Origin of the sequence: Kluyvera chengduensis (assembly GCF_044197065.1) — a bacterium.
Classification (GTDB): domain Bacteria; phylum Pseudomonadota; class Gammaproteobacteria; order Enterobacterales; family Enterobacteriaceae; genus Kluyvera; species Kluyvera ascorbata_C.
Window position 1 is genome coordinate 1 of sequence record NZ_JBIQOI010000002.1, and the last position, 14,665, is coordinate 14,665.

13 protein-coding genes and 2 pseudogenes are annotated in these 14,665 nt (G+C 53.0%); 11 read left to right on the forward strand and 4 right to left on the reverse strand.

Going from position 1 to position 14,665, the window contains the following annotated elements; genetic code table 11:
• Window positions 1-696 (forward strand): annotated as a pseudogene (locus ACH1XZ_RS05575) (IS3-like element ISEc14 family transposase); the annotation flags it as partial.
• Window positions 697-709: 13 nt separating this feature from the next.
• On the opposite strand, the pseudogene ACH1XZ_RS23350 reads toward ACH1XZ_RS05575, so the two are convergent.
• Window positions 710-946 (reverse strand): annotated as a pseudogene (locus ACH1XZ_RS23350) (S24/S26 family peptidase); the annotation flags it as partial.
• A gap of 131 nt (window positions 947-1,077) precedes the next feature.
• A complete protein-coding gene (locus ACH1XZ_RS05580) occupies window positions 1,078-1,968 on the reverse strand; it encodes a LysR family transcriptional regulator (RefSeq protein ID WP_395594710.1) in 891 nt (296 codons plus the stop codon).
• Window positions 1,969-2,103: 135 nt separating this feature from the next.
• On the opposite strand from ACH1XZ_RS05580, the gene ACH1XZ_RS05585 reads away from it, so the two are divergent.
• The 3 genes from ACH1XZ_RS05585 to ACH1XZ_RS05595 all read left to right on the forward strand — a co-directional run bounded on the left by ACH1XZ_RS05585 (window position 2,104) and on the right by ACH1XZ_RS05595 (window position 5,414).
• A complete protein-coding gene (locus tag ACH1XZ_RS05585) occupies window positions 2,104-3,102 on the forward strand; it encodes a zinc-dependent alcohol dehydrogenase family protein (RefSeq protein WP_395594711.1) in 999 nt (332 codons plus the stop codon).
• A gap of 59 nt (window positions 3,103-3,161) precedes the next feature.
• Window positions 3,162-4,151 carry a zinc-dependent alcohol dehydrogenase family protein gene (locus tag ACH1XZ_RS05590; RefSeq protein ID WP_395594712.1) on the forward strand — a complete coding sequence of 330 codons (990 nt, stop codon included), beginning with the start codon at window positions 3,162-3,164 and terminating at the stop codon, window positions 4,149-4,151.
• Window positions 4,152-4,241: 90 nt separating this feature from the next.
• Window positions 4,242-5,414 (forward strand): M24 family metallopeptidase, encoded by a 1,173-nt coding sequence (locus ACH1XZ_RS05595; RefSeq protein ID WP_395594713.1) that lies wholly within the window; start codon window positions 4,242-4,244, stop codon window positions 5,412-5,414.
• A gap of 120 nt (window positions 5,415-5,534) precedes the next feature.
• Here the strand turns inward: ACH1XZ_RS05595 and ACH1XZ_RS05600 are convergent, their stop codons facing one another.
• Window positions 5,535-6,632 (reverse strand): oxidoreductase, encoded by a 1,098-nt coding sequence (locus ACH1XZ_RS05600; protein WP_395594714.1) that lies wholly within the window; start codon window positions 6,630-6,632, stop codon window positions 5,535-5,537.
• 172 nt (window positions 6,633-6,804) lie between these two features.
• Here ACH1XZ_RS05600 and ACH1XZ_RS05605 point away from each other — a divergent pair, with 172 nt between their 5' ends.
• Both ACH1XZ_RS05605 and ACH1XZ_RS05610 read left to right on the forward strand, forming a co-directional pair.
• The gene (locus tag ACH1XZ_RS05605) at window positions 6,805-7,683 is read left to right on the forward strand and encodes a LysR family transcriptional regulator (RefSeq protein ID WP_395594715.1); all 879 of its coding nucleotides are present in this window, start codon (window positions 6,805-6,807) and stop codon (window positions 7,681-7,683) included.
• A 319-nt stretch (window positions 7,684-8,002) separates the two neighbouring features.
• Entirely contained in the window at window positions 8,003-8,428 is a 426-nt protein-coding gene (locus ACH1XZ_RS05610) for an NUDIX hydrolase (protein WP_395594716.1), read from the forward strand.
• 83 nt (window positions 8,429-8,511) lie between these two features.
• Here ACH1XZ_RS05610 and ACH1XZ_RS05615 read toward each other — a convergent pair whose 3' ends face one another.
• Window positions 8,512-9,261: an SDR family NAD(P)-dependent oxidoreductase gene (locus ACH1XZ_RS05615; protein WP_395594717.1), complete on the reverse strand. Its 750-nt coding sequence runs from the start codon at window positions 9,259-9,261 to the stop codon at window positions 8,512-8,514.
• 182 nt (window positions 9,262-9,443) lie between these two features.
• Here ACH1XZ_RS05615 and ACH1XZ_RS05620 point away from each other — a divergent pair, with 182 nt between their 5' ends.
• From ACH1XZ_RS05620 to ACH1XZ_RS05640, 5 genes are all read left to right on the forward strand, one after another.
• Window positions 9,444-10,349, forward strand: a complete 906-nt coding sequence (locus tag ACH1XZ_RS05620) for a LysR family transcriptional regulator (protein WP_395594718.1) — start codon at window positions 9,444-9,446, stop codon at window positions 10,347-10,349.
• 256 nt (window positions 10,350-10,605) lie between these two features.
• Window positions 10,606-11,604 carry a siderophore ABC transporter substrate-binding protein EitA gene (eitA, locus tag ACH1XZ_RS05625; protein WP_395594719.1) on the forward strand — a complete coding sequence of 333 codons (999 nt, stop codon included), beginning with the start codon at window positions 10,606-10,608 and terminating at the stop codon, window positions 11,602-11,604.
• The gene (locus ACH1XZ_RS05630) at window positions 11,604-12,641 is read left to right on the forward strand and encodes a FecCD family ABC transporter permease (RefSeq protein ID WP_395594720.1); all 1,038 of its coding nucleotides are present in this window, start codon (window positions 11,604-11,606) and stop codon (window positions 12,639-12,641) included. The genes eitA and ACH1XZ_RS05630 overlap by 1 nt, the downstream gene beginning before the upstream one ends.
• Window positions 12,641-13,402 carry a siderophore ABC transporter ATP-binding protein EitC gene (gene eitC / locus ACH1XZ_RS05635; protein WP_395594721.1) on the forward strand — a complete coding sequence of 254 codons (762 nt, stop codon included), beginning with the start codon at window positions 12,641-12,643 and terminating at the stop codon, window positions 13,400-13,402. The genes ACH1XZ_RS05630 and eitC overlap by 1 nt, the downstream gene beginning before the upstream one ends.
• A 15-nt stretch (window positions 13,403-13,417) precedes the next feature.
• Window positions 13,418-14,665: an MFS transporter gene (locus tag ACH1XZ_RS05640; protein ID WP_395594722.1), complete on the forward strand. Its 1,248-nt coding sequence runs from the start codon at window positions 13,418-13,420 to the stop codon at window positions 14,663-14,665.

Sequence of the window (14,665 nt, forward strand, 5' to 3'; positions counted from 1 at the left end):
TCATATTCCCTGAGCGGTGGCGTCTATGGCTATCGTCGGGTTCATGGCGATCTGAATGAGATCGGTGAAACCTGCGGCAAAAACCGGGTGGGCCGCATTATGCAACTGAACCGGATTAAAGCCGTGCGCGGCTATAAAGCTCCGCGTCGTATCGCTGGCCGACCTTCAGTGGTTGCGCCTAATCGTGTGCAGCGGCAGTTTACCGTTGTCCGGGCCAATCAGGTCTGGGTCACCGATATTACTTATATCCGCACCTGGCAGGGCTGGCTGTATCTGGCGGTGGTTATCGATCTCTTCGCCCGTAACGTGGTTGGCTGGTCGATGAAGCCCACTCTCTCTCGCGAACTCGCGCTGGATGCTCTGATGATGGCCGTGTGGCGTCGAAAACCGGACGGCGAGGTTATCGTACATAGCGATCAGGGCAGCCAGTACGGCAGTGACGACTGGCAGCGCTTCTGCCGGGCCAATAACCTGGCACCGAGCATGAGCCGGCGTGGCAACTGCTGGGATAATGCGGTGGCCGAATCGTTCTTCAGTTCGCTGAAAAAAGAACGGATCAGAAAACGTATCTATAAAACCCGGGATCTGGCCCGGGCCGATATCTTCGATTACATTGAAGTCTTCTACAACCGGGCCAGGCGTCACAGCCACCTCGGCGGCGTCAGTCCGGAGGCCTTTGAACAGGCATCGTCGTGAGGACAGGAAATGTCTACTGTTGTGGGGTCAGTCCAAACGCTCCCGTTCTGGCATCGTTGATGATGTACGTAATAACCCCAAAAACAGGATGCGACCCCGTATACCCTCCTTCATATTCAGTTAGCTCTTCTCTTCGCCCATTTTCCAGGTTGATAAGATGTGGAGTCGGATGCAAACGATAGCGCTTTATCCTGAACTCTCCTTCGATAGCACACACAAGCAGTGAGCCATCGAATGGAGAAAGCGAAGTGATGCATGATAGTTAAGGTCCGCTCTGAGCGAGGAGCGGACGATCTTAATGCAAATTTGGACAGCGACTCAAAAGTTTATCCTTACTTCATTACGTTAACGCCAGTCACTGTTAGCTCAGTCCCCGGAATGCTATTTCTGTAATTTTTCGACAAGATAATCAAACAACAGGCGAATTCGTGCAGGGACTGGTCCAATCTGGGGCCGGTAGATATAGAGTCCCCATGTCGAGGGCATCTTTTCCTGCATGACCGGGAGTACCAGACCTTTCTCTATCAGAGGGTGGGCCAAATAGTCAGCCAGTTGGCCAAAACCCGCACCATGTGCAACCACATCGCAGTATGCATCCAGATCGTCAGTAACAAAGCGAGGAGTGTCTGGCGTGAAGGATTTTTCATTATCAAATGTCCACGGCCAGAATCGCCCCGTACAGTGATCCAGAAGTGCCACGACGGGCATCTGGTTGAGGTGTTCCATTTCTGAAGGCTTACCGACACGACGGATTAACTCCGGCGTACCGAGGATGTAGAAGCGCACATCCCGAATTTTTCTTGCAACATATCGATTATCTCTCAGGAACCCCGTCCGTAGCCCGATATCAATTTTCTCATCCACCACATCACTGTGGGTATCCGTCAGAATACAGGTCACGCTGATGTCAGGGTAACGCTGACGAAAAGCGTTTAGCGCCGGTACCACGAAACGCCGTCCGAATGACGCGGGCATTGTCAGGTTGACATGGCCGGAAGGGAGAGTGTCATCAGATTCATCATGACGGATCACAAGACGCTCTATGTTTTTCATCAGCATTCCGGCTTCCTGTGCCAGAGCTTCTCCCTCACGGGTGATCCTGATGCTGCGTGTACTCCGGTAAAACAGTATTTCCCCACGTAGGGCTTCGAGTTCTTTAATGGCCCGCGTGATGGATTGCGGTGACTTCCCGAGCAGGGCTGCTGCCTCCCTGAAGCTGCGGGACTCAGCAGCCGCACAGAATATTTTTATCAATTCAAACTGATTCAGCATCACTTATCTCTTCATGGCTGAGGTGGAATCAACATTATTCCATTTTTCGGAATTTTAAAATCCAAATGGTTTCATTTTTGTCCCATAAATCTGTTGTTAATCTGGCCGTATGTTTAAAACAACGAGATGATGATTATGTCTGAGAAAAAAATGACGGCGATGATGCTTGAGAGCTATGAAGACCAGACGTTCAGAAAAGTCGAGATGCCAGTCCCCGTTGCGGGCCCCGGGGAAGTGCTTGTCAGCATCAAAGCCAGTGGTGTGAATCCAATTGATACAAAAATCAGAACCTCTGTGGCGCCCTATGCCATGCCGGAACTTCCGGCGGTTCTGGGTACTGATATGGCCGGTGTTGTAGTCAGCACCGGCGAGGGGGTTACGGCATTCAGGCCCGGCGATGAAGTCTATGGGCTCACTGGCGGTGTGCGAGGCCTTCAGGGTTCTCTGACGCAGTTTGCGGCTGTTGACGAGAAACTGATTGCCATAAAACCCGCAAACCTGACCATGCGCGAAGCTGCTGCATTGCCGCTTGTTTTCCTTACTGCCTGGGAGGGGCTTGTTGATCATGCCGGCGTTCGTGAAGGGGAAAAGGTACTGGTCAATGGGGGGGCTGGCGGCGTGGGCCATATGGTTGTTCAGCTTGCCCGCGCGCTGGGGGCTGAGGTTTATGCCACTGTTTCAGGAGAGAAGTGCGATCTGGTTCGTCAGCTGGGCGCAACGCCTATTAACTACCGTGAACAGACCGTTGAACAATATGTGCAGGACTGCACCGCCGGTAAAGGCTTTGACATTATCTATGACACCGTTGGCGGAGATGCGCTGTCTTCCGTTTTGGGAGCCGTCAAACACTATGGTCATATCACCAGTTGCGGTGCATTTGGGGAATACGATATCACCACGTCGTCTCTGAGAAGTGCCACCCTTTCAGCTGTCTTTGTGCTGTTGCGGATGTTGTCTGGTGAAGGGCGCGCCCATCACGGTGAAGTTCTGACCACTCTCACCCGCCTTGTCGAAGAAGGCAAGGTAAAACCGGTGGTCGATGCACGCCACTTTACGCTTAACACCGCTCTGGAAGCACATAAAGCCGTTGAAGACGCCAGTGCCGCTATCAAAATTGTCATTGATGTAGCCTGATAATTTCCTTCGTCGTGTACCCAATAAGGCCGGATTAGCCCGGCCTTCTGGAGAAAAGAATGTCCAGAGTCTGGCGTTTTCACAAACTCGGTGGTCCAGATGTTCTGCAACTGGATGCCCTGGCACGTCCTCTTATCGGTGAGTACGACATCCATCTTAAGGTGCGTGCTATTGGTCTCAATCGTTCAGATCTCAACTTCCGCAAGGATGAGTATATTCAGAAAGCTGTCCTGCCTGCCCGCTTTGGCTATGAAGCCGCAGGTACAGTTATTGCCTGTGGTAGTCATGTTCGCCATTTCAGGCCGGGTGATGATGTATTTGTCCTGCCTCCCGATGATTTATCCATCCAGGGCACCAGTGCAGATGAACTGGTACTCCCCGAGAAGTTTTTCGTGCATAAACCCGCTAACCTGTCGTTCGAACAGGCCAGCGCCGTGTGGATGTCCTACCTGACAGCCTGGGGCGGAATCATTCACGCAGCGGGCATCAAAAAGGGGGATTACGTTCTCATTACTGCGGCTTCCAGCAGCGTGGGAATTGCAGCTATTCAGTTGGCAAGACAGGCTGGCGCAATTCCTGTCGCCACTGTCCGCGAAAGTCGCTGGAAAGAGACGCTTCGGGAAAACGGGGCGGCACATGTCATCGCCACAAATACAGAAGATTTACTTACGGAACTGACCAGTATCACCGGTCCAGAGGGGCTGTCAGCTGCCTTTGATGCTGTCGGCGGTGCTCAGGTTATGGATATTGCGCAGGCCCTGAAGAAAAAAGGACGCCTTATTATCCATGGTTATCTCAGTTCTGAACCCACTCCCTTTCCTCTGCGTCTGGCCATTCGTAAAAGCCTGACAGTACAGGGCTATTTATTTACTGAAATTCTGAATTCAGAAACGCTTCGCTCGCAGGCCAGCCAACAAATCCTGGATGGGCTGGTTACAGGGGAACTTATCCCGCTTATTGACCGGAGCTTCCCCTTCTCACAAATGCGCGAGGCTCAGGAATATATGGAAGAGGCTTCTCGTCTGGGGAAAGTCATCGTCACAGTATGAACGTAAAAAGCAGCATTAAAACATGTCGGTAACTTATCCCGCATGATTTCACTGCCCTGTACAGGGCGAATACACAATAAGGAGTGAACTATGTTAACCAGTCGTATACCACTGGATGAATACCATGGCCGCTGGAAGCGCGCTCAGGAGTTATGTAGAGCCCGGGGTGTGGATGCCCTTGTTGTGTGGGGGAAAGGTGGTGGAACCGTAGATACAGCGAATGACCTTATCTATCTCGCCAATTACAGCCCTGTTTTTCCGTATGCTCCCGATCTTCCAGGTGGCTGGTCAGGCCTTTCTCATGGTGCGGTAATTGTGCCTGCAAGCGGAGAGCCGGTTCTGATTACCGAATCCCCGGCAGTACGACGTGATGTGATAGCGGTTAAGGACATCCGCCCGGCGTCAGGATTTGTTCCGGATGCGGTAGCTGATGCACTGGCCAGTCTGGGGCTGAGTCATTCGCGTATCGGACTGGTTGCCGGTCCGTGGCTGGTCGCCGGCATTTATAACCGCCTGCTCATGGCCTGCAAAAATGTTGAGTTTGTTAGCATGGATTTAGCGATCGAGAGCCTGCGTACCCATAAGTCGCCGCTCGAGTTTCAGTTGCTGAGAGAAGCCGCAGAAGTGGGTAACGCAGCAATGGAAGCGATGATGAAGAGTGCGGCCACCACAGGGACTACAGAAGCTGATGCCGTGGCTGCCGCCTACAACATCGCTATTCGTCGTGGAGCGGCGATGATCGATGCCGCCTGTGCATCAGGACCTCATACCGCTTACTATGCTTATGGCATGGCACCTCAGTGGACGACCCGGACGTTAAATGAAGGGGATATCTTCCACTGTGATATGTACGGTGCGGCTGTTGAAGGATACACCTGGGACTTCTCGCGCTCTGTAGTGGCTGGCGGCAAGTGGACGGCTGCCCAAAATGACGTCTATGACGGTGCAATAGACGCGATAAACGCAGGAGTGGCCGCCTGCCGTCCGGGGGTGACGGCGGAAGCGTTGTGGAAAGCGGTCGCAGATGTTCTTGATGCGCGTGAAATTAACTGTGGCTATCCGCTGCACGGTCATTCTTATGGCATTGGCTGGGAGTCCCCATGGCTGGTTCCGGGTAACGAAACACGTATCGAGGCAGGCATGGCGATTGCTGTTGAGTGTATGGCAGGCCGCGAAGATGTCGGTTATGTGAAATTTGAACAGAATATTCTGGTACATGAAGACCGTACTGAGCTGATATCGACCTGTCCTCTTCGCGTATAAATTGTCAGGAAAACAGAGGGGTCGCTCAGACCTCTCTGTTATTTCAATGCTCAAACTGGCTGTATGCTTACATTATGAATGGTACTTGCTTCAAAAGCTGTTCAGCGAAGCACTACCTTTTCATGCCGGTATTTCTGAATCTTTAATGTCAGCTATTGGCCCCAGAATGGCGCTATCAAATTCACGTGTGTCCAGTCCGTTGCGTACGCGCTCCGGCCAGTCATGGTTAGCCAGTGCACCACGACCCAGTGCGATAAAGTCGGCACCGGCCTGCATAACTTCTTCAGCACGACTCACGTTATGGAGGCTGCCGTTGGCGATTATCGTCAGTTCTGGCGCATATTTACGGGCAAGAGCGACCAGAGACTGCGGGTTACCTTCAAATGCTGGTTGCCAGGCCTCATATTCGGTCAGGTGAATGAAGTCCACGCCGGATTCAGCAAGCAACGTAAAGACGGTTCGTGCGTCATCTTCGCCATTCGCCCATTTATGATAAAAATCATTCACTTTACCCTGAGAGATACGGATCCCCACGGGATTATCTTTACCCACTCGCTCGCGCACGGCTTTGATAACCGCCAGGCTGAGACCGAGACGGTCAGCAATATCCCCACCCCATTTATCGGTACGATGATTGGAATAGTCGGTAAAGAACTGATCCAGCAGGTAACCATTAGCACCGTGTATCTCCACCCCATCAAATCCGGCATCGTATACAGCACGGGAAGCTGCGTCAGCAAAACTCGCGATAACCCCCTGAATTTCGTCCTCAGTCAGTTCGCGCGGAATACGGTATTCCCCTTCACCGCGATAAAACGGTAACTGTTTCCCGACCGGGCGAATAGCCGAAGGCCCGACCGTTCCGTCCAGGTAGTAATTGCCCTGGGACAATGCGCCGGAATGCTGAAGTTGTGCGAAGATGCGCCCACCCTGCAGATGTACAGCATCGGTAATAACACGCCATGCTGCCGCCTGTTCGCCACTGACCAGACCTGCCTGGAAGGCGTAAGTCTGAGACCAGGCTTTATCGATGTAAATACCTTCAGTAATGGTTAATGCAAAACCACCCCGGGTGAAATCTTCGTAGTAAGCCTTCATTCGCGAACTGGCAATCCCATCCTCTGAAGCGGTCACACGCGTCATCGGGGCAACCGCGAGGCGGTTCTTAAGCGGTATGTTGCCAATACGGTATTCGTTAAACAGTGATGATGAGCTCACATGCTCCTCCTGATAATTTATTAAATTCAGGAGTGAATATAATGCGAGCAAAATAAAACATAAATGCGTCAATATGATAAGCCGGTATATCATTTTTCGTTATAATTGAGCCAGTGACACGTATTTGCTCCTGCAATTTCACTATTCGTTTGCTTCACGCTATGGAGATTACATGGATCTGAGCGATGTTCATCTGTTCCTCATTATCACGGAAACTAACAGCCTGACGCAGGCGGCACGACGATTAGATATTTCACCAATGGCAGTCTCACGGCGTCTGGCCAGTCTGGAGCAGGAACTCGGCACCCGTTTACTGCAGAGAACCACGCGTTCGGTCTCACTGACCCAGGAAGGCACCGAGTTTTTGCCTTACGCCCGTGCACTTATCGAAACAGAAGAAGGCGCAAGGGCATTGTTTTCACCGGATTCAAAGGGTGCCTCGGGGTTGCTGAGAGTGACTGCGCCATCGGGTTTTGGCCGGCGCAATATCTTGCCTCTTGTACCGGAACTCCTCAGCGAAAACCCGGACCTGCGTATTGACGTACAACTGACTGAAGACGTTGTTGATATCGTTGGGCGGGGTGTCGATGTAGCAATTCGTGTAGCTCCCTTGCGGGATTCCAGTTTGATTGCCCGGAAGCTCTCCGATAATCCGCGTGTGGTTTGCGCCTCCCCGGATTATCTCAGGAAGTTCGGCGTACCACAGGTACTGCATGACCTTTCCTCTCACAACTGTCTGCGACTGACAAATGTTCTGCAGTGGACGTTTGAATCCCAGGGACAGAGTACCAGTATGAGTGTTGACGGTCGGTTTAGTTCCAGCAATGTGGAAGGCGTCAGGGAGCTATGTATACAGGGATTAGGTCTTGCGCAGCTCACTTTGTGGGATGTAAAAAAAGAAATAGCGAAAGGGGAACTGGTGGAAATCAACCTTTCAGATGTTCAGCCGCAGAATCTTTCCGTCTGGGCTTTGCTTCCAACCAACCGGCATTTACCTCTGCGGGTCAGTGTTTTTGTAGAAAAATTGAAAGCATCACTGCTCTGTACATAAATGAAACAACAGTAAAGCGTATTAAACATCCATGATTGCAAAATTAGACTGGTTAATCGACAGCCAGACATCTTTTGAGGCGTTATAGCCTCTTGAAAGATTATTTGTACTTTTTAGTTGACCAGACACTATATATTGAAAGCAGTTGAGTTCGACGGGAGGTCTGCTTTTGGCACGAAGCGGACATTGAAACCGCTTCTGTAATCCCCCGTTTTCTTCAACATAATCGGATGCTCCATGCGGATATCAATTTATCAGAAGCACACATCTCTCGCTTAAATGCGCCTATACTGCACGGACACTAACGAAGGGATAAAACATGAATAACAACCAACCTATCCGTATCGCCGCCGCTATTATTACCGATGGTTCCGGGCGCTGCCTGCTCGTCAGAAAACATGGAACGACACATTTCATTCAACCTGGTGGCAAGATGGAGCCTGATGAATCACCCGTGGCGGCGTTATCGCGGGAACTCCGCGAAGAGTTGCATCTTGAGCTGGAGGAAAAGGATTTCAGCTATGTGGGGCGTTTTGCTGATAATGCGATAAACGAGCCCGGAAAGACGGTGGTCGCCGAGATTTATCATAGCGTGAGTGACATCACCGAGTTTTTACCCGCGGCTGAAATCGCCGAGGTTGTCTGGTATTCCGCTGAGGAACAGCCCGCACTCCTGTTAGCGCCGTTGACGGAAAATCATCTGATCCCGCTGGTTAAACCGCTATACCTAAAGGCATCGCACTAAACAATAGACATCCGCTCCACACCGTTCAAAATACTGAAGGCCCGACGATATCCTCGGGCTTTCAGCTATGACGCGTCTGAACGCTAAATTTGCGCCAAACCACCGTCAACATAGATTTCAGCAGCATTAATAAAGCGTGAATCATCAGATGCGAGGAACGCGACGGTTTTACCCACTTCTTCAGGCTCACCCAAGCGGCCCAACGGCACGCCAGCAGCGAGTGCATCGAACAGCCCCTGACGATGTTCTTCATCGACCAACCCACCGAGACCGGGCGTACGGATTGGGCCTGGACTCACGACGTTAATGCGGATATCGCGATCTTTCAGGTCAAGCGCCCATGAGCGCACCAGACTGCGTAGCGCGGCTTTGCTGGCGCTGTAAACGCTGAAATTCGCCGTGCCTTTCACCGCGGCCGTCGAGCCGGTCAGGATCACTGAGGCACCGGGCGTTAACAACGGTAGCGCCTTCTGAACCGTAAACAGAACACCGCGCACATTGGTGCCGAAAATCCGGTCGAAATGCTCCTCGGTGATGGCGCCGAGTGGCATCATGTCCCCACCGCCAGCGTTGGCGAACAGCACATCGAGACGCCCCGCTTCACTCGCAATCGTCGAAAACACGGTATCGAGGTCACTTAACACGGAAGCATCCGCGCGAATCCCTTTCGCCGCAGGGCCGATTAACGCCACGGCAGCATCCAGCTCTTCCTGGCGACGACCGGTGATGTACACTTTCGCCCCCTGTTCGACCAGCACTTGTGCAGTCGCCAGACCAATACCTGAAGTCCCACCGGTTACTAAAGCAATTTTTTCCGAAAGTTTCTTATTCATGACGCATTTCCTTAACTAAAGTATGAATATGCTAATTGAGTCATCGACTTACAGAGATAATCAGCCGTCTCAGTTCGGTTGGTACTTTAGCGTTGTTAACCTATGCAGAAAAATACAGGAAAATGAAAAACACTCTTCACCTGTGTGAATAATGGCGCTTTACCGTCGGGAAAAAGTGAATAATGGATCGATTTTCAGCCCTCAAAGTGTTTACGCGCGTTGTCGAAACGAACAGTTTTACCCGCGCTGCTGACTCACTGGATATGCCCAATGCCACCATCAGCAAAACGATTCAACAGCTTGAAGCGCATCTGGGGACACGCCTCCTGCAGCGCACCACGCGACGCATTACCGTCACGCCGGAGGGGCAGGAATATTATGAGAAAGCGCTGCGTATTCTGACGGAGTTGGATGAGATTGATGCGTCGTTTAAAACCTCCAGCACGAAGCCCAAAGGTCACCTGCGGATAGCCATTGGCGGCTCAACCGCCCGTGACGTTCTGGTGCCATTGCTGGCAGATTTCATGACCATCTACCCGGATATTCGTATCGATCTGCAGGTTGCGGATAAACCGTCGGATCTGATTAGCGGCAATATTGACTGTGCTATCCGAGGCGGTCCGATGGAGGACTCCTCGCTTATCGCACGAAAAATCGGTGAAGCGGCATTAATTACCTGCGCCACGCCCGGCTACCTGAAACGCTACGGCGTCCCTGCCTACCCTGATGAACTCAGGAATGGGCACCGCCTTATCAGCTATTTGTCTCCCGCCAGCGGAAGACCGTTCCCATTCCGCTTTGAACACGACGGCGACAAAATAGAGATAAAAGCGGAACATCATCTCGGCATCAATGAGAGCAATGCGCATATTGCCGCCGTGGAAGCCGGGTTGGGGATCGTGCAGACGTTCACCTACTCGCTCAAAAAAGCGCTGGCCGCCGGGGCACTGGTGGAAATACTCGCTAAATGGCGGCCTGCGCCCTATCCTTTTCACGTTGTCTATGCGCAAAATCGCCATGTGCCTCCCCGCCTGCGAGTCTTCCTGGAATGGCTAGCAAATTCATTTCCAGCGGCCGTTAAGGAATAGCTCAATACCCGTTAATATCGCAAGGTATTAACGGGTGAAAATCAACGTTCTCTTTTAACGCTTCCTTATTATTAATAGGGGTCATTGCCGATAACCCTATTCCGCCCAGAAATTATCCCACGCTGAAATTATCTCCCATTGACACCCCATATAGGCCATTGTATAAAACCACGCCTTAATAATGAGTTTCATTTGCATTAAAAACACAACCCAGGTTCCCATCCTCAATAACAATTTTAATGAAGGATAGCGTTTAATGAAAAAGGTCATCTGCGCAGTAGGCATGGTGTTGGCGTCAGCCGGTTCGGCGCTGGCAACCACCTATCCTCTGACTATCGAAAACTGTGGATATAAAGAGACGTTCACCAAGCCGCCTGAGCGCGTTGTCGCGCTGGGGCAAAATACGGTTGAGATTCTACTGCTACTGGGGCTGCAAAATAACGTCACCGCTAGCGCATTCTGGCCCACTAACGTTCTGCCGCAGCTGGCTGAAAAAAATGCAAAAATCAAAACGCTGACGGTGGAGATCCCGACACTCGAATCTATCCTCGCGCAGAACCCAGACTTTGTTCCGGCCCAGCTTCCGCTGCTGCTGGGGCCAGAAAGCAAGGTGGCTAAGCGCGAAGATTTAGCCACGGTCGGCGTTAACAGCTATTTATCACCAGGCATGTGCGCCACGAAAAAAGCGGCCGGCGATATGTATGGCAGCAGACAGAAACTCTGGGACATGACCTATCTCTATAAAGAGATCGAAGACTTTGCCACCATCTTTAACGTGCAGCCTCGGGGTGAAGCGTTAATTGCCGATTTTAAAAAGCGTGAAAACGACCTGCGCACAGAATTCACTAAAAACAAAAAGGATCTCTCTTTCGTATTCTGGTTCTCAAGCTCCTCACCTTCGGCAGATGCCTATGTGGGCGGTAAAAACAGCGCCTCGGGCTTTATCGCTAACGTCCTTGGGGGCCATAACGCCATTACTTCTGAAACCGAGTGGCCAACCGTCGGCTGGGAAAGCATTATTGCCGCAAACCCTGACGTCATTGTGGTCTCGAGCCTGGATCGTAACCGCTGGGCGCTGGATAACGCGGAAGAGAAAATTAAATTCCTCAAGACCGACCCTGCCGTGAGCCAGCTTGACGCTGTAAAAAAAGGCCACATCGTGGTGATGGATGGCCAGGCGATGAACCCGACCATCAGAACAATCTACGGCGCTGAACAGGTTGGTGAACAGCTCAGAAAACTGGGGCTGAACTAATGACAACGGCGGTACTTCAAGCGCGGCAAAAACTGCTGTTAACCACCTCCAGCCTGCTGGCAGTGATACTTTTGCTGCTGGTGATTGCCGTTGGTGTGAGCGTGGGTGAGCTGTCGATTCCGTTGCGTAACGTCTTTTACGCCGTCGCAAACAAAATGGGGCTGACCAGCGTTCCACTCAACCGCATTTATGAAAGCGTTATCTGGGACTTTCGCCTGAGCCGTGCGCTGGTTGCCGCCTGCTGTGGCGCTGGGCTCGCCATCTGCGGCGCCGTGTTACAAAGCCTGCTGAAGAACGCCCTAGCGGAGCCTTACGTGCTCGGTGTTTCCGCCGGTGCATCGACGGGTGCCGTTTCAGTCGTGGTGTTAGGTCTCGGCACTGGCGCCGTTTCGCTCTCGGCTGGCGCCTTTGCCGGAGCCTTTGCCGCCTTTGCTTTCGTGGCGTTTCTGACCAACGGCGCACGCGGTGGCAACGAACGGACGATTCTGGCTGGCGTGGCGGCATCGCAGCTTTTTAATGCCATTACCGCCTACACCATAAGCACCTCCGCCAGCGCGCAACAGGCTCGTGATGTGATGTTCTGGCTGCTGGGCAGTTTCAGCGGCGTCCGCTGGCCGGAGTTTCAGCTCGTGTTGGTGGTGGTGTTGATTGGGCTCGCCGTCTGTCTCTACTACTCGCGCGCGCTGGACGCCTTTACCTTCGGCGATGACGCCGCCGCGTCATTGGGGATTTCCGTTCCCTGGGTACGGCTGGTCCTCTTCACCACAACGGCGCTCATCACCGCAACGATCGTCAGCATGGCCGGTTCAATTGGCTTTGTCGGGCTTGTGGTTCCCCACATGATGCGCTTTTTCTTTGGCCCACTGCACCGCACGCTGCTTATCGCCAGCGCGCTGGCCGGCGCCATTTTGATGGTGCTCGCCGATATCGCATCGCGATTACTGATAGCACCGCAAAGTCTGCCGGTTGGTGTTGTCACCGCCCTGGTGGGGGTACCTTTCTTTGCCGTTATTATCTACCGTTCAAGGAATAAGTGATGAGTATTTCCGCTGATAACATTACCTGGAAGGTCGGCAAAAAGGTCATCGTGAATAACGTCTCGCTGCAGGTCTCACGCGGTGAAACGGTTGGACTGCTTGGCCCCAACGGCTGCGGAAAATCGTCTCTGTTACGTATTCTGGCCGGTCTTCGTCGCCCTGAAGCCGGGCAGGTAATGCTGGATGGACAGGACATCGCCCGAATGGCCAAAAAGCAGCTTGCCCGTCGAGTCGCGTTTGTTGAACAACACGGTATGACCGATGCCAATATGCGCGTGCGTGACGTGGTTAAGCTCGGCCGAATTCCCCACCACACGCCCTTTTCTAACTGGAGCGCGCACGATGACGAAACCGTTACCGCCGCGCTGCAGCGCGTGGATATGCTGGACAAAAGCGATCAGGGCTGGCTGAGTCTGTCCGGCGGTGAACGACAGCGCGTGCATATTGCCCGCGCGCTGGCCCAGACGCCGACGGAAATTTTGCTGGATGAGCCCACCAACCACCTGGATATTCACCATCAGATGCAGCTAATGCAGTTGATAAGCGAGCTCCCAGTAACCAGCATTGTGGCGATCCACGATCTCAACCACGCCGCGATGTTCTGTGACGCGCTGATTGTGATGCAGAACGGGAAAATCATCGCCACAGGGACGCCTGATGATATTCTGAGTGAAGCCTTACTCTGGGAAGTATTTCGGGTGAAAACCCGTATCGAAGTCTCCCGTTTTCATGGCAAAAAGCACATCCACTTTATCGTTTAAGGCTCGCCAGACCGTATGCTTCGCCTCCCGCTTCGTCCTGCTAAAACGCTATGGCCGCCCGTTCTACTGGGCAGCCAGTTTGTTTTTAACATCGGCTTTTATGCAGTGGTACCGTTCCTCGCTATCTTTTTACGCGACGATATGATGCTCTCCGGAGGGCTGATTGGCCTGGTGCTGGGGCTGCGCACCTTCTCTCAGCAAGGGATGTTTATCATAGGCGGCGCGCTCTCCGACCGCTTTGGTGCGCGCGTGATTATTCTGTGCGGCTGCGCGATTCGCGTGGCGGGCTATCTGCTTCTGGGCTTCGGGACATCGCTTACGCCCATCATTCTGGGAGCCTGTCTTACCGGGGTTGGCGGCGCGTTGTTCTCCCCATCAATTGAAGCGTTACTGGCAAAAGCCGGGACGCAAAGTGAGGCGAACGGTAAACGCAGTCGCGCAGAATGGTTTGCGCTGTTTGCCGTATGCGGTGAGCTGGGTGCCGTCCTTGGTCCCGTGGCAGGCGCGCTGCTGACGGGGCTGGGCTTTCGTCAGGTTGCGCTAGCCGGTGCCGCGGTATTCGTTGCGGCACTGGTGATACTCTATTTTTGTCTTCCCACCGAAGCGCATAATAGTCGGGCACTAAAGGTGGTTCCGTGGTGGACGACCTTCCGTCAGCCGCGCTTCGTCGCCTTTATTATTGCCTATAGCTCGTGGCTCCTGAGCTATAACCAACTTTATCTGGCATTGCCGGTGGAGATACAGCGTTCCGGCGGCAGTGAGAAAGACCTTGGCCCGCTTTTTATGTTGGCCTCGCTACTCATTATTCTGCTGCAGCTTCCGCTGGCACGCTTCGCAAGGCGCGTGGGGGCGTCGCGCTGCTTACCGGTTGGCTTTATGCTGCTGGCCGCCGCTTTTGCGAGCGTGGCGATATTCGCCTCCTCTCCGCCGCTGGCGGGTTGGCTCCGGCTTATACCTTCAGTTTCACTGGTGACGCTGTTGACGTTGGGGCAAATGCTGCTAGTTCCGGCGGCAAAAGATCTGATCCCCAGCTTTGCGGAAGAATCGACGCTGGGCGCGCACTATGGTGCGTTAGCGACTGCCGGTGGTATTGCGGTGCTGGCGGGAAATTTGTTGCTTGGCCCTCTGCTGGACGGCGCGCTGGTGCCCTCAACGCAGGCCAGTTATCCCTGGCTATTGCTCTCGCTGTTTCCGCTTTGCAGCGCGGCGGCCATGATCTGGATTTGCCGCCCGCTGCAAAGCACCCTGCTAACAAGACCCTGA

What these genes read in the sequence shown, in the direction of transcription:
- ACH1XZ_RS05590 (WP_395594712.1), top strand. Translation starts at nt 3,162, where the DNA reads ATGTCCAGAGTCTGGCGTTTTCACAAACTCGGTGGTCCAGATGTTCTG.
- eitA (WP_395594719.1), top strand. Translation starts at nt 10,606, where the DNA reads ATGAAAAAGGTCATCTGCGCAGTAGGCATGGTGTTGGCGTCAGCCGGT.
- ACH1XZ_RS05610 (WP_395594716.1), top strand. Translation starts at nt 8,003, where the DNA reads ATGAATAACAACCAACCTATCCGTATCGCCGCCGCTATTATTACCGAT.
- ACH1XZ_RS05615 (WP_395594717.1), bottom strand. Translation starts at nt 9,261, where the DNA reads ATGAATAAGAAACTTTCGGAAAAAATTGCTTTAGTAACCGGTGGGACT.
- ACH1XZ_RS05630 (WP_395594720.1), top strand. Translation starts at nt 11,604, where the DNA reads ATGACAACGGCGGTACTTCAAGCGCGGCAAAAACTGCTGTTAACCACC.
- ACH1XZ_RS05580 (WP_395594710.1), bottom strand. Translation starts at nt 1,968, where the DNA reads ATGCTGAATCAGTTTGAATTGATAAAAATATTCTGTGCGGCTGCTGAG.
- eitC (WP_395594721.1), top strand. Translation starts at nt 12,641, where the DNA reads ATGAGTATTTCCGCTGATAACATTACCTGGAAGGTCGGCAAAAAGGTC.
- ACH1XZ_RS05585 (WP_395594711.1), top strand. Translation starts at nt 2,104, where the DNA reads ATGTCTGAGAAAAAAATGACGGCGATGATGCTTGAGAGCTATGAAGAC.
- ACH1XZ_RS05640 (WP_395594722.1), top strand. Translation starts at nt 13,418, where the DNA reads ATGCTTCGCCTCCCGCTTCGTCCTGCTAAAACGCTATGGCCGCCCGTT.
- ACH1XZ_RS05605 (WP_395594715.1), top strand. Translation starts at nt 6,805, where the DNA reads ATGGATCTGAGCGATGTTCATCTGTTCCTCATTATCACGGAAACTAAC.
- ACH1XZ_RS05595 (WP_395594713.1), top strand. Translation starts at nt 4,242, where the DNA reads ATGTTAACCAGTCGTATACCACTGGATGAATACCATGGCCGCTGGAAG.
- ACH1XZ_RS05620 (WP_395594718.1), top strand. Translation starts at nt 9,444, where the DNA reads ATGGATCGATTTTCAGCCCTCAAAGTGTTTACGCGCGTTGTCGAAACG.